The 21,423-nt window shown below is 39.3% G+C and carries 23 protein-coding genes; 13 read left to right on the top strand and 10 right to left on the bottom strand.

The features are described 5' to 3' along the window. Positions 1 to 126: 126 nt before the first annotated feature. The 4 genes from BLR53_RS16175 (at position 127) to BLR53_RS16160 (ending at position 4,119) form a co-directional block, all read left to right on the top strand. Positions 127 to 696, top strand: coding sequence for a UbiX family flavin prenyltransferase (locus tag BLR53_RS16175; RefSeq protein WP_037443475.1), 570 nt, complete (start codon positions 127 to 129; stop codon positions 694 to 696). Positions 697 to 816: 120 nt separating this feature from the next. Beyond that, a complete protein-coding gene (gene mtaB, locus BLR53_RS16170) occupies positions 817 to 2,139 on the top strand; it encodes a tRNA (N(6)-L-threonylcarbamoyladenosine(37)-C(2))-methylthiotransferase MtaB (protein ID WP_037443477.1) in 1,323 nt (440 codons plus the stop codon). A gap of 20 nt (positions 2,140 to 2,159) precedes the next feature. Then, on the top strand, positions 2,160 to 3,311 hold the full coding sequence (locus tag BLR53_RS16165; protein ID WP_074591197.1) for a prolipoprotein diacylglyceryl transferase: 1,152 nt from the start codon (positions 2,160 to 2,162) through the stop codon (positions 3,309 to 3,311). A gap of 10 nt (positions 3,312 to 3,321) precedes the next feature. Continuing rightward, entirely contained in the window at positions 3,322 to 4,119 is a 798-nt protein-coding gene (locus tag BLR53_RS16160; protein ID WP_074591195.1) for an inositol monophosphatase family protein, read from the top strand. 95 nt (positions 4,120 to 4,214) lie between these two features. On the opposite strand, the gene BLR53_RS16155 is transcribed toward BLR53_RS16160, so the two are convergent. From BLR53_RS16155 to BLR53_RS16145, 3 genes are all read right to left on the bottom strand, one after another. Beyond that, on the bottom strand, positions 4,215 to 4,766 hold the full coding sequence (locus tag BLR53_RS16155) for a NifU family protein (protein ID WP_037441610.1): 552 nt from the start codon (positions 4,764 to 4,766) through the stop codon (positions 4,215 to 4,217). An 87-nt stretch (positions 4,767 to 4,853) separates the two neighbouring features. Beyond that, entirely contained in the window at positions 4,854 to 6,200 is a 1,347-nt protein-coding gene (purB, locus tag BLR53_RS16150) for an adenylosuccinate lyase (RefSeq protein ID WP_074591193.1), read from the bottom strand. A gap of 98 nt (positions 6,201 to 6,298) precedes the next feature. Beyond that, positions 6,299 to 6,508, bottom strand: coding sequence for a hypothetical protein (locus BLR53_RS16145; RefSeq protein ID WP_037441614.1), 210 nt, complete (start codon positions 6,506 to 6,508; stop codon positions 6,299 to 6,301). Between the two features lie 140 nt (positions 6,509 to 6,648). Here BLR53_RS16145 and BLR53_RS16140 point away from each other — a divergent pair, with 140 nt between their 5' ends. From BLR53_RS16140 to BLR53_RS16125, 4 genes are all read left to right on the top strand, one after another. Continuing rightward, on the top strand, positions 6,649 to 7,224 hold the full coding sequence (locus tag BLR53_RS16140) for an RNA polymerase sigma factor (RefSeq protein WP_037441616.1): 576 nt from the start codon (positions 6,649 to 6,651) through the stop codon (positions 7,222 to 7,224). Then, positions 7,221 to 8,315 carry a S1C family serine protease gene (locus tag BLR53_RS16135; RefSeq protein ID WP_074591191.1) on the top strand — a complete coding sequence of 365 codons (1,095 nt, stop codon included), beginning with the start codon at positions 7,221 to 7,223 and terminating at the stop codon, positions 8,313 to 8,315. Before BLR53_RS16140 ends, BLR53_RS16135 begins: the two co-directional genes overlap by 4 nt. 180 nt (positions 8,316 to 8,495) lie before the next feature. Beyond that, on the top strand, positions 8,496 to 9,131 hold the full coding sequence (locus BLR53_RS16130) for a peroxiredoxin (protein WP_037441619.1): 636 nt from the start codon (positions 8,496 to 8,498) through the stop codon (positions 9,129 to 9,131). Positions 9,132 to 9,254: 123 nt separating this feature from the next. Continuing rightward, complete coding sequence (locus BLR53_RS16125; RefSeq protein ID WP_074591189.1) at positions 9,255 to 9,452, top strand: cold-shock protein; 198 nt, start codon at positions 9,255 to 9,257, stop codon at positions 9,450 to 9,452. A gap of 64 nt (positions 9,453 to 9,516) precedes the next feature. Here BLR53_RS16125 and BLR53_RS16120 read toward each other — a convergent pair whose 3' ends face one another. Genes BLR53_RS16120 through BLR53_RS16100 form a run of 5 tightly spaced genes read right to left on the bottom strand, consistent with a single transcriptional unit; the run spans position 9,517 to position 13,935 of the window. Further along, entirely contained in the window at positions 9,517 to 10,698 is a 1,182-nt protein-coding gene (locus BLR53_RS16120; protein ID WP_074591187.1) for a class I SAM-dependent methyltransferase, read from the bottom strand. Then, positions 10,691 to 11,965 (bottom strand): aspartate kinase, encoded by a 1,275-nt coding sequence (locus BLR53_RS16115; RefSeq protein WP_074591185.1) that lies wholly within the window; start codon positions 11,963 to 11,965, stop codon positions 10,691 to 10,693. The genes BLR53_RS16120 and BLR53_RS16115 overlap by 8 nt, the downstream gene beginning before the upstream one ends. Next, entirely contained in the window at positions 11,965 to 12,792 is an 828-nt protein-coding gene (locus BLR53_RS16110) for a DUF3298 and DUF4163 domain-containing protein (RefSeq protein ID WP_037441627.1), read from the bottom strand. Before BLR53_RS16110 ends, BLR53_RS16115 begins: the two co-directional genes overlap by 1 nt. Continuing rightward, entirely contained in the window at positions 12,782 to 13,249 is a 468-nt protein-coding gene (locus BLR53_RS16105) for a GNAT family N-acetyltransferase (RefSeq protein WP_037441628.1), read from the bottom strand. Before BLR53_RS16105 ends, BLR53_RS16110 begins: the two co-directional genes overlap by 11 nt. Further along, a complete protein-coding gene (locus BLR53_RS16100) occupies positions 13,249 to 13,935 on the bottom strand; it encodes a YggS family pyridoxal phosphate-dependent enzyme (RefSeq protein ID WP_074591183.1) in 687 nt (228 codons plus the stop codon). Before BLR53_RS16100 ends, BLR53_RS16105 begins: the two co-directional genes overlap by 1 nt. A gap of 127 nt (positions 13,936 to 14,062) precedes the next feature. On the opposite strand from BLR53_RS16100, the gene BLR53_RS16095 reads away from it, so the two are divergent. The 5 genes from BLR53_RS16095 to BLR53_RS16075 are packed head-to-tail and all read left to right on the top strand — an operon-like array spanning position 14,063 to position 19,475. After that, a complete protein-coding gene (locus tag BLR53_RS16095) occupies positions 14,063 to 14,524 on the top strand; it encodes a DUF4296 domain-containing protein (RefSeq protein ID WP_081857520.1) in 462 nt (153 codons plus the stop codon). Then, complete coding sequence (locus BLR53_RS16090; protein ID WP_037441635.1) at positions 14,521 to 16,896, top strand: endonuclease MutS2; 2,376 nt, start codon at positions 14,521 to 14,523, stop codon at positions 16,894 to 16,896. The genes BLR53_RS16095 and BLR53_RS16090 overlap by 4 nt, the downstream gene beginning before the upstream one ends. 52 nt (positions 16,897 to 16,948) lie before the next feature. Beyond that, positions 16,949 to 18,046 carry a PQQ-dependent sugar dehydrogenase gene (locus tag BLR53_RS16085; protein ID WP_037441637.1) on the top strand — a complete coding sequence of 366 codons (1,098 nt, stop codon included), beginning with the start codon at positions 16,949 to 16,951 and terminating at the stop codon, positions 18,044 to 18,046. Between the two features lie 60 nt (positions 18,047 to 18,106). Beyond that, positions 18,107 to 18,826, top strand: coding sequence for a CoA transferase subunit A (locus BLR53_RS16080; RefSeq protein ID WP_037441639.1), 720 nt, complete (start codon positions 18,107 to 18,109; stop codon positions 18,824 to 18,826). Continuing rightward, on the top strand, positions 18,816 to 19,475 hold the full coding sequence (locus tag BLR53_RS16075) for a CoA transferase subunit B (protein WP_037441641.1): 660 nt from the start codon (positions 18,816 to 18,818) through the stop codon (positions 19,473 to 19,475). Before BLR53_RS16080 ends, BLR53_RS16075 begins: the two co-directional genes overlap by 11 nt. Here the strand turns inward: BLR53_RS16075 and BLR53_RS16070 are convergent. Both BLR53_RS16070 and BLR53_RS16065 read right to left on the bottom strand, forming a co-directional pair. Then, positions 19,472 to 20,119, bottom strand: a complete 648-nt coding sequence (locus BLR53_RS16070; RefSeq protein WP_074591181.1) for a uridine kinase family protein — start codon at positions 20,117 to 20,119, stop codon at positions 19,472 to 19,474. The two genes, BLR53_RS16075 and BLR53_RS16070, sit on opposite strands and share 4 nt — an antisense overlap. Next, positions 20,106 to 21,308: a LysM peptidoglycan-binding domain-containing protein gene (locus BLR53_RS16065; protein WP_074591179.1), complete on the bottom strand. Its 1,203-nt coding sequence runs from the start codon at positions 21,306 to 21,308 to the stop codon at positions 20,106 to 20,108. Before BLR53_RS16065 ends, BLR53_RS16070 begins: the two co-directional genes overlap by 14 nt. Between the last annotated feature and the right edge of the window lie 115 nt (positions 21,309 to 21,423).

The following is a 21,423-nucleotide window of genomic DNA, read 5'->3' as shown; positions in this document are numbered from 1 at the left end:
ATATACAAAAGAATATTACATTTGAACTTACCCTTTTTAAGGGTATGTTTTTCATAGGTAGATGTAGGGCTGGAAATTTATTTCCAGCCCTTTTTTTTGTACCGCTTTCCGTATCTTTAGCACGCTATGCAAAAGAAAAAAATCATTGTTGCTGTAACCGGTGCGAGCGGATCTGTGTATGCCAAACTCCTTTTTGATAATTTGTTAACACTAACTGACCAGATTGCTAAGGTAGGTGTGGTGATGTCAGACAATGCAAAAGAAGTCTGGCGCTTCGAACTAGGCAACTCAGATTACGATAACTATCCTTTCGATTTTTATCATAAAATGGATTTTAATGCACCATTTGCATCAGGATCGGCCAAATTCGATACAATGATTATTGTACCATGTTCAATGGGAACATTAGGCAGGATCGCTCATGGAATTTCCAATGATTTGATTTCCAGGGCTGCCGATGTGATCTTAAAAGAACGACGTAAACTAATTGCCGTCGTACGCGACACGCCATTTAGCTTGATTCATATTAATAACATGAAGACAGTAACCGAGGCTGGTGGTATTATTTGCCCAGCCAATCCTAGTTTTTACCATATTCCAAAGACAATTGAAGAAGTTGCTCAGTCGGTCGTCAGCAGGGTTATAGATCTGGCAGGTCTGGAGATGGATAGTTTTCGCTGGAATGAGGAAAACTAATTTGACAATCCACCCAGCTATTGTATTCTGTAAGCCCGTGTAAAAGGTTATCTTTGCAGCTTTAAAACCCGTGGGGTTCGGTACTGTTCCATCAGGAAAAGCCCCAGCAGACGAATACGAATGAAGAAAGTAGCATTTTATACATTAGGTTGTAAGTTAAACTTTTCGGAGACTTCAACTATAGGCCGCCTATTTACTGATGCAGGTTATACTGTAGTCGACTTTACAGACGGTGCAGATGTGTATGTCATAAATACATGTTCTGTTACGGAGCATGCAGATAAAAAGTGCCGTAAGGTTGTTAAAGAGGCGTTAAAGTATGCACCTCATGCCTATGTGACTATTGTGGGTTGCTATGCACAACTTAAGCCTACAGAAATCGCAGAGATAGAGGGTGTAGATATGGTATTGGGGGCGGCAGAAAAGTTTCGTATTGTAGAATATATATCAGACCTGACCAAAAATCCAAAAGCAGTTATTCATCAGCAGGATATTGAAAAGGTAAATCATAATTTTATTGCAGCCTACTCCATTGGAGACCGTACACGTACTTTTTTAAAAGTTCAAGACGGCTGCGATTATCCATGTACTTACTGCACTATTCCACTGGCAAGAGGTGGAAGCAGGAGTGATACAATAGAAAATGTATTAAACCGTGCGCGTCAGATTGCCGAAAGCGGTGTAAAAGAGATTGTTTTAACGGGTGTGAATCTCGGAGATTTTGGTATCCGTGAAGGGCAGCGTGAAGATAAATTCTTTGATCTGGTCCGGGCGCTGGAAGAAGTGGAAGGGATTGACCGGTTTAGGATTTCCTCTATCGAGCCAAATCTGCTCAGTAATGAAATTATAAGCTTTGTCGCTAATTCAAAAAAGTTTGTTCCACATTTCCATATTCCTTTGCAATCGGGATCGGATAAAATCCTCGGGCTAATGAAGCGACGTTACCGTCGGGATTTATATACAGAAAGGGTAGCTGCCATTAAAAAGCAAATGCCAGATTGCTGTATTGGTGTAGATGTTATCGTTGGATTCCCAGGTGAGACCCAAGAAGATTTTCTGGAAACTTATGAGTTTTTGAATGGATTGGATGTTTCTTATCTCCATGTCTTTACTTACTCTGAGCGAGAGCAGACAGAAGCCGCCGCAATGCAGGGTAGCGTTACTGGTAGCACACGTGCCGACAGAAATAAAATGCTCCATATCCTTTCTGAGAAAAAGAGACGTGCTTTCTACGCTGCACAAGTTGGCAAAACAGGAGAGGTGTTGTTTGAGGATGATCAGAAAAGTGGTTACATGCACGGTTTCACCAGAAATTATGTTAAAGTAAAAGCTAAGTATGATCCTGTAATGGTAAACGAAGTTAAAACCGTTAAATTAGTCGGGTTAGCCGCTGATGGTGAGATGGAGGTTATGGAACTGGAAACTGTTTACAGCCACTCTTAATAAAGTATAAAACCTGAACTATGTTCCCTACCGTTTCTCATTTCTTATCATATGCATTTGGGATTGATATCCCCCTGCCCTTTAATACTTTCGGTGTATTTGTAGCGCTCGCATTTATTGCTGGTTATTGGGCATTTACTAAAGAATTACAAAGAAAAGAAGCGCTTGGTATACTACATCCGGTTACCCGTGTAGAAACTATAGGGCAGCCTGCGACATTAACTGAAATGATTTCTAATGGATTGTTCGGTTTTCTAATAGGGTATAAACTGATTTATGCATTGCTGAATTACAGACTGTTTGTAAATGATGCACAGTCGGTTTTACTTTCTCTGAAAGGCAATATCATCGGGGGTATCTTATTGGCAGCCTTATTCGTATACTGGGATTACAAAGAAAAGGGAAAATATAAGCTCGCTCAGCCTAAACAGGTAAAAATTACTGTTCATCCGCACGAACTCATGGGGCATATGATTGTCTGGGCTGCGGTATGGGGGTTTTTAGGTGCGAAGATTTTTGATAACCTTGAACATTGGGATACTTTTGTTCAGGATCCGATTGGCGGACTTTTGTCTTTCAGTGGCCTTACCTTTTATGGCGGACTGATCTGCGGTGGTGCTGCTGTATTGTATATTGCCAGGAAAAATGGAATTAAACCGTTGCATATGCTAGACGTCGGCGGGCCCGGTATGATGCTTGCCTATAGCGTCGGCAGGATTGGCTGTCACCTTTCCGGTGATGGCGACTGGGGGATCGTAAATACACACGCCAAACCATTTAACTGGCTTCCTGATTGGCTGTGGGCATATACTTATCCTAATAACGTTGCGATGGAAGGTGTGCAGATTCCCGGTTGTACCGGACGTTTCTGTATGGAACTTCCTTTACCTGTTTATCCGACGCCTTTATACGAAGTTATAGTTTGTTTGATCTTATTTCTGGTGCTCTGGAGAATCCGTGAGCGCATCAAATTACCCGGAATGTTGTTTGGTATTTATCTGATGATGAATGGTATGGAAAGGTTCTTTGTAGAGCTGATCCGTGTCAATACCAAGTATCATGTCGCTGGAATTGCATTTACACAGGCCGAATTGATTTCTGCTTTATTGTTTATCAGTGGTTTACTGATGGTGGTATCGGCAGTCCGGAAAGGAAATAAAGAAATATCTTAATCTAAGCGAATTGAATTACGAATTATTAAGCACCAAGGTGATCGCGATTACGCGTCTTGTCGGAAACTTTATCAGAAAAGAGTCTATGAATTTCAGCGCGAGCAGCATTGAAACGAAGGGATTAAATGATCTAGTTTCTTACGTGGATAAAACTGCGGAGCAACATCTGGTAGATAATCTGTCTACTTTAATACCTGAAGCCGGTTTCGTGACAGAAGAGGGTACGAGTCAAAAGAAGGGTGCTACATTTAACTGGATAATTGATCCTCTGGATGGTACCACTAACTTTATTCACGGTGTACCCGTTTATTCTATCAGCATTGCGCTTTATGAAGGGGAGGAGCCTGTACTCGGTGTGGTATATGAAATTAACCGCGGAGAGATGTTCTACAGCTATCAGGGTGCTCCGGCTTTTTTAAATAATAAAGTGATACGTGTTTCTCAACGTAACAGGCTAAGTGATACTTTGCTTGCGACTGGATTCCCTTACTATCAGTTTGATCAGCAACAGGAATATATGAAGTTACTCGCTGAACTAATGCAGCAAACACATGGTTTGAGAAGAATGGGCTCTGCTGCGGTAGATCTCGCCTATGTAGCATGTGGACGTTTTGATGCTTTTTTTGAATATAATCTGAATTCATACGATGTGGCTGGCGGTGCTTTTCTCGTTAAACAGGCAGGCGGACAGGTAATGAATTTTAGCGGCGGACCTGAATTTATTCAAAAAAGGGAAATACTCGCTACGAATGGTCTGATTGATCAGGAAATTTTATCGGCAATTGGAAAGCATTTTAATAAAGCCTGATCTGTTTATTAAATGAGATCTGTGCTATAGAAAGAGTATAAAAAAAGCGTATTATCGTTCGATAACACGCTTTTTTTATACTCCTTAAGATGATTTTACATTGCGTTGGATACAACTTCTTTGACCTCAGGCACCATACGTTGTAATAAGTTCTGGATACCGGATTTCAAAGTGATCGTAGACGACGGACATCCACTGCATGATCCACGTAGTTCTACTGTAACTACGCCTTCATCAAAAGATTTATAGCTGATCGCGCCGCCATCCTGCTCTACTGCCGGACGGACATAATCAAATAGAATCTGCTGAATTTTCTTTTCCAGATCAGTTCCTTCAAATGCTGGAGCTTCTTCGGCTGTAACCTCTTTGATTTTATATTCTGATTCTACAGCACCTTTTACGAATTCTTTGAGAATCGGTTCGATATCTGCCCATTCTGCATCTTCAGTTTTGGTAATCGTCACGAAATTACTTGCGAAAAACACGCCGTTAACGAAATTAAACTTGAATAATTCAGAAGCAAATGGAGAGATTGCCGCGCTTTCCTTTGTTGCAAAATCCTCGCTGCCGTTAATCAGAAGCTTATTTACCATGAACTTCATGGTAGCAGGATTTGGTGTTTGTTCTGTATATACGTTAATAGTCATGGTCTGTTTTTTCTTACAAAAATATATAATTCGTCATTCAAACGCAGATATCGGTGTCTGTTTTAGGTCATTATCTTTAAAATGATTCTAAAATACTCCGGTATAGTTAAATGGCGTGATTTGTTTCAGCTCTGCTTTCAGATCCTCATTAATTTGAAGTCCGTCAATAAATTCTGCCATAGTGTGTGCTGTTATCTTCTGGTTGGTACGTGTAAGGTCTTTTAAGGCCTCGTAAGGATTTGGATAAGCTTCTCTGCGCAATACAGTTTGAATAGCTTCCGCCACCACTGCCCAGTTATTTTCCAGGTCGGCCGCAATAGCTTCTTCATTCAGCAATAATTTATTCAATCCTTTAATTGTAGAAGCTATGGTAATCATAGTATGGGCTAATGGAACACCTACGTTTCTTAAAACTGTAGAATCCGTCAGATCTCTTTGTAATCTGGAAACTGGAAGTTTAGTAGCAAAAAATTCAAAAAGCGCATTCGCTAATCCGGCATTACCTTCTGCATTTTCAAAGTCAATCGGGTTAACTTTATGCGGCATTGCTGAAGATCCAACTTCTCCTTCTTTAATCTTCTGTTTGAAATAGTTTTTGGAGATATACGCCCAGATATCGCGGTCCATATCTACTATAATCGTATTAATTCTTTTCAGCGCATCGCATTGTGCGGCAAACTGATCGTAATGTTCAATTTGCGTGGTGTGCTGCGCACGGCTCAGCCCCAGTGTTTCATTGACGAACTGGTTACTGAATTCTACCCAGCTGATTTGTGGGTACGCAATGTGGTGTGCATTGAAATTTCCGGTAGCTCCGCCAAATTTTGCACTGTTTGGAATTTGCTTAAGGCTTGCCAGTTGTATTTCAAGTCTCTCTGCAAAAACCAGAAATTCCTTACCCAATTTAGTAGGGGAAGCAGGCTGTCCATGAGTATGGGCTAAAAGTGGTACATCTTTCCAGTCAGCAGCGAGTTCTTTGATCCTTTCAATCAGTTTGGTAATCTGCGGATAATATACTTCAGCTAAAGCAAGTTTAAAAGTATAAGGGATGGCTGTATTATTGATATCTTGAGATGTCAGGCCAAAATGAATAAATTCTTTGAATTCCTGAAGACCCAGGTTATCAAAACGTTTTTTAATAAAATATTCTACTGCCTTAACATCATGGTTTGTTACTTTTTCAGTATCCTTTACTTCCTGCGCATCTGCATCGCTAAACCCTGTGAAGATTTCACGAAGTTTACCATAGTTCGAACGGTCGAAACTGCTTAAACCAGCAAGTCCTGTTTCACAAAGAGCGATGAAATATTCAATCTCTACATAAATTCTGTATTTGATCAGTGCAGACTCTGAAAAGTACTTTGCCAGATCCTGAGTGGTGCTTCTGTAGCGTCCGTCGACCGGGGAGATGGCCTGAAGTGAAGATAAATTCATGAATGGGTTTGTTTTTTACTGCCCAAAGATACCCAAATCTATGTCAAAAAAAAAGGCTTTGGATTGATCCAAAGCCTTTTTATAAGGGTAATTCTAGCTTAGTGAGCTGGTTTAACTTCAGTAGTAGTAGTTTTAACAGCAGTATCTTGAACTGTAGAATCTTTAACTGTAGTATCAACGTCAGTAACGATAGTTGAAGAATCAGTTACAGTTGTATCTACTGCTTCAGCTTTGTTTTCTGAGTTACATGCTGCTACTGATAAAGAGATTGCTAAAGCTAAAAAGCCGAATTTAAATAAGTTTTTCATTTGAATACTGTTTAAAATAATTAATTAATTTTACAGATTAATACCCCAAAGGCCAAAAGGTAACCCAGCTTTTTAAAAAAAAGATTAAAGTTTTTTTTTGTCTAATATTGGGTTACCATTTACATATAAATGTATTAATAGTGAGTAATAAGTTAAGCAGTTCAGTTCCAACAGATAGAGAGGTAGTTTTAGGTATACTGAATAACTCGGAAGATGTGCTCAACAGGTTGTACATCGGATATTTTCCGATGATTTTGCAACTGATCTTGAATAATAATGGGGATGAAGACGACGCGAAGGATGTGTATCAGGAAGCTATTATTATATTATATAACAAGATAAAGAGCGGAGATTTCGAATTAAGCAGTAAACTGAAAACATATATTTATTCCGTATGCAGAAGAATCTGGTTGAAAAAACTTGCACAGCAAAGTAAAACAACCGGTAATGTTTCGGATTTTGAAGATGTAATCGCAGTTGATGTTGATGTAGAGGAGCACGAAGAAAAAGATCTTCAATTTGAGAAAATGGGTTCAGCATTGAAAAATCTGGGCGAACCCTGCAAAACAATTATTCAGGATTTTTATATTAACAATCTCAGCATGCAGGATATTTGCGAGAAGTTTGGCTATACCAATACGGATAATGCCAAGACTCAAAAATATAAATGCTTGCAAAGATTAAAGAAGTTATTTTTCAAACCTGACACGGCATGAGGAACGAGATAGAATTAGAAGCAATTATTGAAGATTACCTATTGGGTAAATTATCCCCGGAAGAAAAAGAAGGCTTTGAGCTGCTGCGGGTAAATGATCCTGCTGTGGATCATAAAGTAGTTGCACATAAATTCTTCTTAGACTCTCTGAAGCAATATGGAGATATGCATTCCTTAATTCAGAAAATGGATAAGGCGCATGCAGAAATGGATATGGAAAGCCTTATAGAGGAATACAAACCGCATCCTTCTTATATAGTGAACATGTGGCGTAAAAATAAATCTGCTTTTGCTATTGCGGCTTCTTTTCTGCTTATCAGTATATTTTCAATCTATTCTATACAACATAATACCAAACAGAACGGTACTTATGAGGTAATGCGCAGGGAAATTACAAATATTAAAAACAGTCAGAATAAACTCGTCCGGTCATTAAATGCTCCTGCTAAACAGGAAAAAGGTCATTTGAACGCGGCTAAGTTTGGCGGTACCGGTTTTGCTTTAACTGCAAATGGTTATTTATGTACTAACTTCCATGTGATCCGGGATGCTGATTCAATCTATGTACAAAATAATAAAGGTGATTCTTATAAAGTAAAGGTTGTTTATCGTGATCCACAGTATGATATTGCGATTCTTAAAATTATTGATGAATCATTCAGCCCGCTTGCAACTTTGCCTTACAAACTTAAAAAGAATGCAATTGGCATGGGAGAAAATGTATATACATTAGGTTTCCCTAAAGATGATGCGGTTCTTGGCGAAGGTTACGTAAGTTCCAGAACCGGACATGGCGGAGATACTACACAATACCAGGTTTCTATTCCTATTAATCCAGGAAACAGCGGAGGTCCATTACTTGATAATCAGGGTAATATCATTGGTGTAATTACAGCTAAAGAGAATCAGGTTGAAGGTGCCGCTTTTGCGATCAAATCTAAATATATTCTGGAGGCATTAAATGCGATTCCACAAGACTCCTTGGGTAAAAAGGTAGCTTTTTCTAAAAAGAACCCTTTGCAAGGTCTTAATAGAACCAGACAGATTGAAAAGATCGAAGACTATGTTTATATGATTAAGGTCTATAATTAATTTTAATTTTTTTATTGGAAAGCCCGGTGCATTTGTGCCGGGCTTTTTTTTGTCTTTTATATCAGGAAAGTCATAGTCATCGGGCAAATGTAAAATCCAGTTGTATTTCTTTGTTTTTCCATTCAATATCTACTACATTAGTAGTAATTAAAATGATCATATTCAATTAAATTATATATTATGAGTATCAGAATAGGAGATATAGCTCCCAATTTTAACGCTAAAACATCAATTGGTGACATTGATTTTTATGAATTTCTGGGTGATAACTGGGGTGTCATTTTTTCTCATCCTGCAGATTATACTCCGGTATGTACTACAGAACTTGGACGTACAGCTTCTTTAAAAGGAGAGTTTGAAAAAAGAGGGGTCAAGGTCATCGCCCTGAGTGTAGATTCAGTTGAGTCGCATCAAGGCTGGATCAACGATATTAATGAAACACAAAACACGGAGGTTGAATTTCCAATTATCGCAGATGAAGAGAAAGAAGTGGCCAACCTATACGACATGATTCATCCAAATGCATCTGAGACACTTACAGTGCGTTCTTTGTTTATCATCTCGCCAGATAAGAAAATAAAACTTATGTTAACTTATCCGGCTTCCACAGGTAGAAATTTTGATGAGGTATTAAGGGTAATTGACTCTCTGCAATTAACGGCAAAGTATAGTGTAGCTACTCCTGCAGACTGGAAAGATGGTGACGATGTAGTCGTAATGAACAGTATCAAAACTGAAGATATTCCTGCTAAATTTCCGAAAGGCCATAAAGTGATCAAACCTTATCTGCGTACTACTCCGCAACCTAATAAATAATTTTTCAAAACTTATTGGTTTTTTTTAAATTTAATATAACGGAATTTTAAAATTCAAAAGAGTTTAAAATCTGCCTGATGAACAGGTTAAGGCAAGAAATTATTAATTTTTACAATTAGCATTATGAGTACCGGAAGAGTAAAATGGTTCGACACGCAAAAGGGTTATGGATTTATAGTTTATGAAGGTAATAAAGACATTTTCGTTCACTTCAAAGACGTCGCCGGGGGCATAGAAAGTCGGAAAGAAAATGATGAGGTAGAATTCGAAGTTGCCGAAGGTAAAAAAGGGCTGCAGGCAGTGCATGTTAAAAAAGTCTGATCCATGCCATACAAAAAAGCCTCACCTTAATATAAATAAGGTGAGGCTTTTGTGATTATTTTTTCTAATAGTGCTGAATGATCCGTGCTTTAATGATTATTTTTCCTTTTTTAGTACTCTGTGTAAAAAGATAGAAAATATGATCTTCCGGCTGAATACGATACTTAGAAACTAAAGCAGCTGCCTTATCCGGGTAATTTCTAACTATTACATTTCCCATTAATCCTTTTTCTTTCTTGAGTTCACCTGCGGTTTTAATAGAATCGATCTTGAATATCCGTCCTGGAAACTGAGATTGTAATTCAACGGAGTGATAGAGCTGAGTCTGGGGATGAATTCTATATAAACCATATCGTTCTGCTATTAGCTGAAATGCGCCGCTTTTAAGTAACGCAACATCCGGTTCGTAGAGATAGTGGCCCTGAACTGGTTCTTCTTCAGGAGCAACGATCTTTTCCTCACCTCTACGAAAGCTGAAATGTTTAATCTGATCGTTAATGGTATGTGCTACAATCTCCGGACTGCCTTGGAAATCTCTTTTCAGAATCCAGATCAGTTCTTTGCACTCATTTTTTACACTGATAATATGCACTTCAGCGACATTTGTCAGTTCCTTTAGTCCGGCTGAAATATCCAGAAGCGGCGCAGTTTTAACCATCACCTGATTACTTCTGCTCAACAATAAACCGAGGTGCTGAACTACATCAGGACTGCAGTCTTTTAACTGAAATACTTTACTGCCTGCAGCTCTTCTTGCAGGGTCCAGATAGATACAGTCAAACTGGGCATTTGATGCTTTTAGATATTCAATCCCATCGCCATTTATAAACTGAATGTTTTTTTCCTGAAGCGGGTGTGCATTCGATGCGGCAATATCAGACAATGCTGCATTATACTCGCAGTGTATTACTATACTAAATTTTCTAGCGAAGTAATAACAATCAACCCCAAATCCACCTGTGAGGTCTATTAAGCTTTCGCCTTTAACTAAGGTCGCTTTAAATTCAGCTGTAGTCTCCGAAGAACATTGTTCCATGGACAGTAGCGGGGGATAGTATACTCCTTTAGTCTTGAACCAGTCAGGAAGCTTCTTTTCTGCCTTTTTACGAGAAGCTAGTTGCATGGATAGTTCCTGTCCGCTGATACCAGGAAAGGAACTTTTTGACAAAGCAACTTGGTTTACATCCAGGGATGAATTCTCAAATAAAAAGTCCTGCACCTGTGGCTGAAGAATGGCTTTATTCACTGGCTGATTTATCTTTCATTACCATCTGACAGGTATTTCTGCTTTTTACTTCCAGTAAGATGTTTTTATTTGTGCTAACGCGGTTTATAGTGTCCTGATTGTAATAACGAATAGTGACGAGCTCAAGGCCTTCATTATATTTCACTTTGTAATCTGCGGACAATGCCTGGATCAGCTGGCTTATTTTGTCTTTATCCTGATCTACGCTTACCGAAAAGCTTAAAGCAGAATTCAGCATGGTATTTACTTTAACCTTATGCTGATGAAAAAGGTTAAATATATGACTCAGGTTTTCTTCTATAATAAAAGAGAAATCTTTAGGTAAAATTGAAATCAAAACCTGATCGACCTTAAATATAAAAGACGGAACAGGTAAAGGACTGGTTTGCTGGTCAATGACAGTACCTGCCCCTTCAGGCTCAATAAACGATCTGACGTATAGTGGTATGTTTTTGTTCTGCAGCGGTTTAATGGTTTTTGGATGGATTACCGTGGCACCATAATACGTTAGTTCAATCGCATCATGATAGGAAAGCTGCGGGATCATTTGTGTCTGGTCAAACCATTTCGGATCGGCATTTAAGACGCCGGGTACATCTTTCCATATAGTTAGCGCCCTGGCATCTAGGCAAGAGCAAAAGATGGCTGCGGAATAATCTGAACCTTCTCTGCCCAGTGTAGTCGTGAAATTCTCACTTGTACCGCCAATGAAGCCTTGCGTGACTACAACGGATGTCTGTAAAAGCGGGGCAAGATGCTGTACAATTCCAGACTTGGTTTCTTCCCAGTCCACTATGCCTTCTCTATAACTGTTATCTGTCTTAATGTAGTTTCTCGCGTCTACCCATACCGCTTTAACGCCATCTTGTTGAAGATAGGCTGCCACAATCCGTGTCGATAAGAGTTCTCCTACAGATACAATCTGATCGTAAATATATTCTGCTGAATCGTTGGCTTCTTCTTCCAGCAACCATTCAATCTCCACAAAAGTATTGGCTATCTCATTGATAACGGGTTGTGTAGGATTGTCAAAAAGCTCCTCGATAATTTGAAAATGAGCAGTTTTTACTTCTTCCAGAATTGTTGTTGCACGCTCTTCTCCGTTGATATAGGCATAGGCAAGTTCTTCCAGTTTATTAGTGGTTTTGCCAATTGCAGAAACTACGACCAGTAATTTCTCAGGAGCAGTAGCCCTGATAATTCCCGCCATATTTTTTATCGCAGCGGCATTGAATACTGAGGCACCGCCGAATTTGTATACTTCCATTAGTGGATGAAATTGTTTAAGACTGAAGCAGGTTTTAGAAACTCTTTAATCTGTGAATAAGGGATAATTAATTCTGTGACACCAGCTGCATAGGGCTTAATCTCATAGGGGTTGTAAAGGAACATAAGGCCGTCAGGAGTGAGTGTAAATGTTTGTGCTAAAGCGAACTTTCCCCCATCAAAAAAGTATCCGTCAGATAGGCTGGCTGTAGTACTTAATTTTTCATTCTTCCTAAATATCTTCTCCGCAACTGCAACCAATTGTGTTTTGGAATCTGTCTTAACCAATGAGTCCAGTGTGATAACTTTACCAGATTGGGGATTGTAATTTAAATAGGAGAATAACGTATTTGGATGTGCACCACCTTTATATTCGGAATAAGTGAATTTAAGAGACAGATAATTCGGATAGTTTGCTGCTACTTTTAAATCGATATATTCAAACCAGGAGTTGCCGTTTGGATTGTTATCCTTGGTATTAAAAACATCGAATTCTTTAATGAACCCTGCCGTTAACTCATTGTAAGTCTTAAATTGTAATTTTTTTCCGCTTAAGGACAGAACTTCGTTAGTGACATACTGATTTACACTTTCCGTATTAAATACAGGAAATATGACTTTTGCCGTTGTTGGTTCCTGATTTGCTCCTTCACCAAGTAATTTACTGGTACTGACAACCTTAACCGAGTCGAATTTATACTTTAAGGTATCTGTCAGGCTAACGGTCTCAGTGGATTGATCGGCTGTATTTTTTCCTTTAGGTGTATTGGATGTGCAGGCATACAGACCTGTCAATAAAATTAATCCGGCAATGCTTTTAGTTTTCATAAAGTTTGGATTTTGTAAATGAAGCATTTAACCAGTCTGCCTCAAGGTCAGCCTGGTATTTTTTATAGAAACGGATTGCTGGTTCATTCCAGTCGAGGACCTGCCAGTTCATTCCGTTAAATTTTTGGGTTCTGGCTTCCTCAATTACCCGTTCGAACAATAATTTTCCAATTCCTGTGCCACGTTTGGATTCGGTAACTAAAAAATCTTCGAGATATAGTCTTTTACCTTTCCACGTCGAATACCTCACGTAATATAAAGCCATACCATGAATGCCATCTTCATCTTCAGCAACAAAAGCTTTCCAGACAGGATCTTTACCGAAGCCTGCATCTTGAAACTCTTCTAAAGTTACAGTCACTTCTTGAGGAGCTTTCTCAAATAAGGCAAGCTCATGTATTAACTCTAATAAACGAGGACAATCGGCCTTCTCGGCAAATCTTAAGTTTATTTCCATTAGGCTTTAGGGGCTTTAATTTTACGTGTTCCGAAAATACTGCTTCCCACGCGGATCATAGTTGAACCCTCTTCTATGGCTAGTTTATAATCGCCTGACATACCCATAGATAACTCTTTGAAAGTGTCAACTTTGCGAAAAAAACTAACTTTGATACCATCGAAGAGAACTTTTAATTCCTGAAACTCATCCTTAGTCTGCTTATCACTAGCCTGATTACTAGCAATGCCCATCAGACCTGTTATTCTTATATTCTCCATAGCAAGATATTCTTCGCTCATTAATAACTCCACAGCCTCAGCATGATCCAGTCCGAATTTGGTTTCCTCATCTGCGATATAGATCTGCAGCAGGCAGTCAATTACCCGTTTATTTTTTAAAGCTTGTTTATTGATCTCGATAAGTAGTTTTAGGCTATCTACTGATTGTATCAGACTGATGAACGGCGCAATATATTTCACCTTATTGGTTTGCAGGTGACCGATCATATGCCACTGGATATCTTTCGGAAGTGTCTCTTGTTTCTCAACCAATTCCTGAACGATATTTTCGCCGAAAATACGCTGTCCGGCGTCATAGGCCTCTTGTACGGCCGTTGCGTTATTGAATTTAGATACAGCTATTAATTCTACGCCCTCACCTTCTAATTCTTTTTTATATTTCAATAAGTTGTCTGCTATGCTCATTTATCAGTATTTTTGGTAAAATTAACAACCTTAGCCCAAATAGCTAAGAAAAATTAATGTTTTACCTGAGCGTATGTATGCTTCCCGGCCCGCTGCTCCACAATTTTTATAGAAAATAAGCCATAACATGAAATATTTGTGCTACGCCTGTTTGATGGCTGTCATTCTGGCCGCCTGTGAATCTTCGAAGGTTCCAAAAGAATTTATTCAACCCGACCAGATGTCTGATATATTATATGATATGCATCTTGCAGATGGTTATATTTCTTCTGTTCCCGGACAGGATTCTGCAAGAAAAGTCAGTGCTGCCTGGTATAATGGAATTTACAAGAAGTACCATGTAGACTCTGCGTTGTATTCCATAAGTCTGGATTACTATTATAAGGAACCTGAATTGCTGAGTGGTGTTTATAATAAGGTTTCTGAGAGACTTAAAAAGGTAAAAGAAGTGGAAGATAAAGCCGAGGAAAAACGGAAGAAGATTCGTGAAGACAAGGTTAAAAAATTAAAACAAGACAGCCTGGACAGGGTTAAAAAAAGATTGAAACCTTTGAAAACCGACAGTGCTAAAAAGGTACGATTAAGATGATATATCCCGAGAATTGTTTAGACAGATTAGGATTTAGTGAAGTCCGGGAATTGCTGTATAAGCATTGCCTGAGCCCGATGGGCCAATATATGGTTAGCAAAATGCAGGTCATGACCAAATATGACCAGATTAACAAATTTTTGAGGCAAACCAAAGAATTTAAAAGTATCCTGGAAAATCAGGAACCGTTACAGATCAGTTCCTTTTATGATATTAAATCGCTCGCGGATAAGATCCGTGTAGAAGGAAGTTATTTAATGGAGGAAGAATTGTTTCAGATCTACCTCTCATTACAGACGGTTTTTTCTGTATTGCGTTTTTTTGAAGAAAGAAAAGAAGTATATCCTAATCTGGAAGCACTTTTCGAACATCTTCCTGTAGAAAAAACTATACTTAGGAAAATCGAGGCTGTATTGGATCCGAAAGGAAAAATCAAACCTAATGCATCTGCAAAGCTCCAGGAAATCACTGCTGAAATATCTAAAGCTGAACAGGAAGTCCGTAAGCGGATGGATAGTATTTACAAGCAGGCAGTATCCAGTAACTGGGTAGCCGATGGTAGTCTGACTGTAAGGGACGGCAGAATATGTATTCCTATATTGGCCGAGAATAAAAGGAAACTTAAGGGGTTTATTCATGATGAGTCTGCCAGCGGCCAGACAGTTTATCTCGAGCCGGAAGAGGTTTTTACACTGAATAATAAGATCAGAGACCTGGAGTTCGATAAGAGGAGGGAAATTATACGAATATTGATTGCATTGACCGATGAATTAAGACCTTATCAGCCGTTACTTATCTCTTACCACGGTTTCCTGACTAAACTGGATTTTGTAAGGGCCAAAGCTTTGTTTGCCATTGAGGTAGAAGCGGATATGCCGGTACTGGTTACTGAACCAAGAATCAAGCTAATTAATGCCAGACATCCATTACTTTACCTTTCTTTTAAAGAAGATAAAAAGACGGTGGTTCCGCTGAATATGCATATGAATGCAGATATGCGTATTATTCTTGTATCGGGACCAAATGCAGGTGGAAAGTCGGTCTGTATGAAAACGGTTGGACTGCTGCAGCTTATGGTGCAGACAGGCTTGTTAATTCCCGTACATGAATCCAGTGAAGTGGGAGTATTTGAAAATATTTTTGCGGATATCGGTGACGATCAAAGTATTGAGAGTGACTTGAGTACTTACAGTGCCCATCTAACCAAAATGCGTTACTTTGTTGCACATGCTACGCCGAAAACACTGGTAATGATCGACGAATTTGGTACCGGAACTGATCCGCAGTTTGGTGGTCCAATGGCTGAGGCGGTTCTGGAAGTTCTGAATAAAAGAAAAGTTAGAGGCGTAATTACAACTCACTATTCCAATCTGAAACTCTTTGCGGGTAATACACCGGGTCTGGAAAATGCATCGATGTTATTTGATAATGATCGAATGAAACCCATGTATGTTCTGGAAATCGGTAAGCCAGGTAGTTCATATGCATTTGAAATAGCGCAGAATATTGGTTTGCAGCCCGAAGTCCTGGCATTAGCTCGTGAGAAAACTGGAACGAATCAGAATAGAATTGACAGCTTATTAGTCGACTTGGAGCGGGAGAAAAAGCAGATCTATGATACTAAAATTCAACTGTCTACGCAACAGAATAAAGTGAAAAACTTGGTTTCTGAAAATGAGAAATTACAGGAATTCCTCGAAGAAAATCGCAGAACTCTAATTCGTGAAGCAAAACTTGAAGCACAGACAATCATTAAGAACGCTAATAAACTTGTTGAAAATACCATTGCAGGTATAAAGGAGAACCAGGCTGATAAAGAAGCAACACGCCAATTGCGACAGAATTTACATAAAGAACTCGTTCAGCATCAGGTGAAGGAAGAAAAAAAGGTGGTTAAAGTAGCCGAACCTTTAAACACTCCTATCGAAGTAGGAGATTGGGTACAATTGCTTAATAGTGATACGACTGGCCAGGTTCTGGAGATTAACAGAGGAAACCTTGTTCTTGCTTTGGGAGATCTGCGTTCAGTAGTTAAGAAAGACAGAGTTCAGAAAATAAGTAATAAGCAGATTAAAAAACTCGTGCAGTCCAATTCTTTCTCCGGTAGAATCTCTGATGCTATAGGTAATTTCAGTGCAGAATTAGATTTGCGGGGAATGCGTGCGGAAGCAGCGATTCAGGAGGTAGAAAAGTATATGGATAAATCAATCATGATGGGCTTTCCATTTATTAAGTTGATTCATGGAAAAGGGGATGGCATACTGCGTAAAATGATTAGGGAATACTTGCGTAAGTACAAGCAAGTCAATCGTATGGAGGATGAGCATGCCGATCGTGGCGGCGATGGGATCACCTACGTATATTTTAATTAATGTTTTAAACATAATTTCAGCACAGGTGTTTGTGTGTTAAACACCTGTGCAAATGAAAATTATTTTTACTTTTCTGTTTTTGTTTTTACTGCTGCAGTCCTGCGAGAAAAGCAAAGACAACGAAGGTCTTCCTACACCACCTGCCTTAGAACTCCAGTCTGAGATTCTAGCTCAATCTTTACAACATCCCTGGGAAATTGTATATGGACCGGATGAAATGATCTGGTTAACAGAAAGATCGGGGAAAATCAGCCGGCTAAATCCTAATAATGGTGTCGTCAGCCTGCTACACACAATTCCTGAAGTAAATAGCATTGGTGAAGGTGGCTTGTTAGGTATGGTACTCCATCCGAATTTTGAAAGCAATCCTTATGTCTATGTAGTATATGACTATGGCTCTGGAAATAACTATCAGGGGAAGGTTGTCCGTTTCTCTTATAAAAATTCGACACTGAGCGACCCCAAAATTTTGTTGGATCATATCCCCGCTGCTGCGAATCATAATGGCTCCAGGTTGTTGATTACTGCCGACGAGAAATTGCTGATTACTACAGGCGATGCGGGCGTACCTTCTAATGCACAGCAAAACAATAGTCTTTCTGGCAAAATTCTGCGTATTAATCTTGATGGATCTATACCTGCTGATAATCCTTTTCCCGGCAATGCAGTTTGGTCTACAGGACATAGAAATGCACAAGGGTTAGCTTTAACCAACGATAAATTATATTCTTCTGAACACGGCCCGGATACAGATGATGAGATTAATTTGATTCGAAAAGGAATGAACTATGGCTGGCCAGATGTTACAGGTTTTTGTAATACATCACAAGAAAAAGTATTCTGTACCAGTAAGGCCATTGTAGAACCGCTATATACGTGGACACCTACCATAGCGCCTTCTGGTCTAATTTACTATCATCACGATTTAATACCGCAGTGGAAGAATTCTTTGTTAGTGGTAGCTTTGAAAGGCACCTCGATGTTGCAGTTAAAGCTAGATGATACAGGTACACGTATAGAATCGGTTAAATCATATTTTCAGGGCGAATTCGGAAGATTACGGGCTATTTGTCAGTCTCCTGATGGAAAAGTTTATCTGGCAACAAGCAATGGGAATAGAGATATGGTTATTCGTGTATCCCCACTTTAATAGGCCTTTTTATTTGTTCTCCCTATTAATTATCTATATTTTAGCGATTAAACCAAATATATGATCAATAAGCAAGTGTCGGGTGCCGATGAAGCAATCCGTGATATTAAAGATGGAAATACACTGATGCTGGGTGGATTTGGGTTATGTGGTATTCCTGAAAACTGTATTGCCGCCCTGGTACGTAAAGGAACCGCTCAGCTGACCTGTATTTCCAATAATGCCGGTGTCGATGATTTCGGTATCGGATTATTATTAAAGTCCAGGCAGGTGAAAAAAATGATATCTTCTTATGTCGGTGAAAATGCAGAATTTGAGCGTCAGCTACTTAGCGGCGAACTTGAGGTCGAACTGATTCCGCAGGGAACACTGGCGACAAGGTGCATGGCCGCAGGATATGGTATGCCGGCCATTTATACTCCTGCCGGAGTAGGTACAGAAGTGGCTGATGGAAAAGAAACCAGAAATTTTAATGGGAAGGATTACTTAATGGAATATGCTTTTGAAGCAGATTTCGCACTGGTAAAGGCATGGAAGGGTGATACTGCGGGAAACCTTATTTTTAGATCTACAAGCCGTAATTTTAATCCTGTGATGGCTATGGCAGGTAAGATTACAATTGCGGAAGTCGAAGAACTTGTACAGCCCGGAGAACTGGACCCAGACCACATTCATACACCTGGAGTATATGTACACCGCATTTTTCAGGGTGAGGATTACGAAAAGAGAATTGAACAGCGGACCGTTAGATCAAAAAGCGAAACAAAATATGTTGGATAAAAATGGAATAGCGAGAAGAATCGCTAAAGAAATCAAGGATGGTTACTACGTGAACCTAGGAATTGGGATTCCTACACTTGTTGCCAACTATATCCCAGAAGGAATGAATATCGTTTTGCAGTCTGAGAACGGTTTACTTGGAATGGGACCATTTCCAATAGAAGGTGAAGAAGATGCGGATCTGATCAATGCAGGAAAACAAACAATTACCACGCTACCCGGGTCTTCCATTTTTGACTCTGCCATGAGTTTTGGAATGATCCGCAGTCAGAAAATAGATCTGACGATACTTGGAGCAATGGAAGTGTCTGAACAGGGAGATATTGCAAACTGGAAAATACCGGGGAAAATGGTGAAGGGTATGGGCGGTGCGATGGATCTGGTAGCTTCGGCTAAGAATATTATCGTTGCGATGCAACATATCAATAAAGCGGGGGAGAGCAAGCTTCTTCCCAAATGTACATTGCCATTAACAGGTGTGAGGTGTATTCGGAAGATTGTAACTGAACTCGCCGTAATTGATGTAATGGAGGGTGGTGGATTCCGTTTAATAGAAAGGGCACCCGGCGTAAGTGTAGATTTTATCAAGCAATCCACCTCAGGAAAATTATTCGCTGAGGCGGATGTTAAAGAGATGGATCTGAATTAGATCTTATCTTTTAATATTGTTTCTTTGAGTTCTATAGAGATTTCCCTGGAGATCTCTATAATATCATCTGCAACATGTGAATTATTGATAATTACCTTATTACAAGAGCCTTTATAAGGCAAAAGGTATTTATTATAAGCTGGTACAACATGATTAGCCCATTGGTACATGATCATATCTCTGGAGTAACCTCGTTCTAGCTCGTCCCTTGTGATTCTCCTGTTTAATGTGATCTCTTCGTCTGCATCCAGGAAGATTTTCATGTCAAAAAGGTGAGCAAGTTCCTTGTAATGGAAAACAAATAACCCCTCAACAATAATAATAGGCGCGCTGCAGATATTAAGCATGCGTGCATTTTCTTTATTAATGTTAAATGTATATTCTTTTTTTGTAATGGCCTCTCCTGAAATTAGGGTTTTAAGGTCATTCAGTAACTTCTGGTCATCAATTCCCTCAGGCAAATCGAAGTTAATCCAGCCGTTTTCATCCACCGCCTGCTCCTCCATTGGGTGGTAATAGTCATCCTGAGAAATTAAAGAAACTTCTCCTGCCGCAAAGTGATGAAGAAAACATTTAAGAAAAAAAGTTTTACCTGATCCACTACCTCCAGCAACACCTATTATATAGGGTTTATTGTTGTTCATTCGCTTGTCCACTGTATGTTAAATTGCAAAAAAATCTCTTGTCTAACGCTCCTAAAGCATCAGCAACAGCTTTTGTCATTACAATGATAACATCTTTTGTCGACTCATTCTCTGTAAATTTACCAACAACCTTTGCGAATGTTGAGCGGTTACTCATCGGATTAGTGATTTTTATTACCGTTCCGATAGGTGCCGTACGGTGTAAAACCAACATTTTCGAAGAGTCCAGATCCGGGTCCTGAATCCAGGCAGCAGTCCCTTTTTCCTCCATTTGGCTTAATCCATATCGGCTGGCAGGCAGACGTAAGGACGGGTCTTTAACTGATTCCAACGTATCTGTATTTACATTATCTCGCTGGCTAACAATTTCATTTCCAGTTGGGTATTGTCCGTTTATCAATAGTTTCTGACCCACGTAAAGTGAATTAGTAGTCAAGTTGTTTTTAGCCTTCAGCTGATCCAGTGTAAGGTTGTATTTTGTTGCAATGGAATACATAGTCTCGTTAGACGCGACAGCGTGAACAATCAGCTGGTTTTTAGCAGGGATCTCTCTTCTGTCTTGTACAGGTGGCTGTTGTACGGGAACTGTTACTTCTGTTTTTTTTACAGTTTCCTGTCTTTTAGAAGTATCTTGTCTTTTGAAAATCGGATCAATATTAGGCTTCGTGTCTGTTTGTATAGTTGTCTTCACAGGTACTTCCGGATAAGCAGTATTCTTGTCGTTATCTGCCGATTCCTGCTGGGGGATAATTAAGACTTGTCCGATTTTTAAGTTTATAGTATGGAGATCATTCAGCCGTTTTAATTCGTTGACCGTAGTGCCGTATTTTCTAGCCAGCATATTTAAATTGTCTTTCGGTTCAACCGTGTGAGTTGTCGTCGCGCTAGAGCTAACATTGTTAATGCTGTTTGAAGACTGCTGTGCTTCGGTGAATGAAATTTGTGTCGGAATTTTAATGATCGCACCTAAGGAAAGGTATTTATTGTCATTAAAAGTCATGATTTCTTTGGGAGCCACATTATATCTCCGGGATATCGAATAATAGGTATCCTTGGCTACGACCTGGTGTACGATCAGTTTTTTGCCTTTAAGGTTCTCAACCCCGATTGAATCTCTCAGGGTGTCCGCTTTTGTTTCCGAAACGCCTATAATACTGGCGAATAAAAAAACTATATAATATTTTTGCATTAATGTTTTTTTTCAAATTAGAGAGAGGCAATAATACGAATAATAAATAAAAGCCTCAATTGTTGACTAGTAAACGGAAATTAAGCATTGCTATTGTATTATGGATCATTTTTTG

Source organism: Pedobacter antarcticus, assembly GCF_900103515.1.
Taxonomy (GTDB): domain Bacteria; phylum Bacteroidota; class Bacteroidia; order Sphingobacteriales; family Sphingobacteriaceae; genus Pedobacter; species Pedobacter antarcticus.
This window is presented reverse-complemented; position numbering and strand designations above follow the sequence as displayed.

What these genes read in the sequence shown, in the direction of transcription:
- purB (WP_074591193.1), bottom strand. Translation starts at nt 6,200, where the DNA reads ATGAATTTATCTTCACTTCAGGCCATCTCCCCGGTCGACGGACGCTAC.
- BLR53_RS16175 (WP_037443475.1), top strand. Translation starts at nt 127, where the DNA reads ATGCAAAAGAAAAAAATCATTGTTGCTGTAACCGGTGCGAGCGGATCT.
- BLR53_RS16155 (WP_037441610.1), bottom strand. Translation starts at nt 4,766, where the DNA reads ATGACTATTAACGTATATACAGAACAAACACCAAATCCTGCTACCATG.
- BLR53_RS16125 (WP_074591189.1), top strand. Translation starts at nt 9,255, where the DNA reads ATGAGTACCGGAAGAGTAAAATGGTTCGACACGCAAAAGGGTTATGGA.
- BLR53_RS16100 (WP_074591183.1), bottom strand. Translation starts at nt 13,935, where the DNA reads ATGAGCATAGCAGACAACTTATTGAAATATAAAAAAGAATTAGAAGGT.
- BLR53_RS16080 (WP_037441639.1), top strand. Translation starts at nt 18,107, where the DNA reads ATGATCAATAAGCAAGTGTCGGGTGCCGATGAAGCAATCCGTGATATT.
- BLR53_RS16165 (WP_074591197.1), top strand. Translation starts at nt 2,160, where the DNA reads ATGTTCCCTACCGTTTCTCATTTCTTATCATATGCATTTGGGATTGAT.
- BLR53_RS16130 (WP_037441619.1), top strand. Translation starts at nt 8,496, where the DNA reads ATGAGTATCAGAATAGGAGATATAGCTCCCAATTTTAACGCTAAAACA.
- BLR53_RS16070 (WP_074591181.1), bottom strand. Translation starts at nt 20,119, where the DNA reads ATGAACAACAATAAACCCTATATAATAGGTGTTGCTGGAGGTAGTGGA.
- BLR53_RS16145 (WP_037441614.1), bottom strand. Translation starts at nt 6,508, where the DNA reads ATGAAAAACTTATTTAAATTCGGCTTTTTAGCTTTAGCAATCTCTTTA.
- BLR53_RS16065 (WP_074591179.1), bottom strand. Translation starts at nt 21,308, where the DNA reads ATGCAAAAATATTATATAGTTTTTTTATTCGCCAGTATTATAGGCGTT.
- BLR53_RS16115 (WP_074591185.1), bottom strand. Translation starts at nt 11,965, where the DNA reads ATGGAAGTATACAAATTCGGCGGTGCCTCAGTATTCAATGCCGCTGCG.
- BLR53_RS16135 (WP_074591191.1), top strand. Translation starts at nt 7,221, where the DNA reads ATGAGGAACGAGATAGAATTAGAAGCAATTATTGAAGATTACCTATTG.
- BLR53_RS16105 (WP_037441628.1), bottom strand. Translation starts at nt 13,249, where the DNA reads ATGGAAATAAACTTAAGATTTGCCGAGAAGGCCGATTGTCCTCGTTTA.
- mtaB (WP_037443477.1), top strand. Translation starts at nt 817, where the DNA reads ATGAAGAAAGTAGCATTTTATACATTAGGTTGTAAGTTAAACTTTTCG.
- BLR53_RS16085 (WP_037441637.1), top strand. Translation starts at nt 16,949, where the DNA reads ATGAAAATTATTTTTACTTTTCTGTTTTTGTTTTTACTGCTGCAGTCC.
- BLR53_RS16075 (WP_037441641.1), top strand. Translation starts at nt 18,816, where the DNA reads ATGTTGGATAAAAATGGAATAGCGAGAAGAATCGCTAAAGAAATCAAG.
- BLR53_RS16090 (WP_037441635.1), top strand. Translation starts at nt 14,521, where the DNA reads ATGATATATCCCGAGAATTGTTTAGACAGATTAGGATTTAGTGAAGTC.
- BLR53_RS16110 (WP_037441627.1), bottom strand. Translation starts at nt 12,792, where the DNA reads ATGAAAACTAAAAGCATTGCCGGATTAATTTTATTGACAGGTCTGTAT.
- BLR53_RS16095 (WP_081857520.1), top strand. Translation starts at nt 14,063, where the DNA reads ATGAAATATTTGTGCTACGCCTGTTTGATGGCTGTCATTCTGGCCGCC.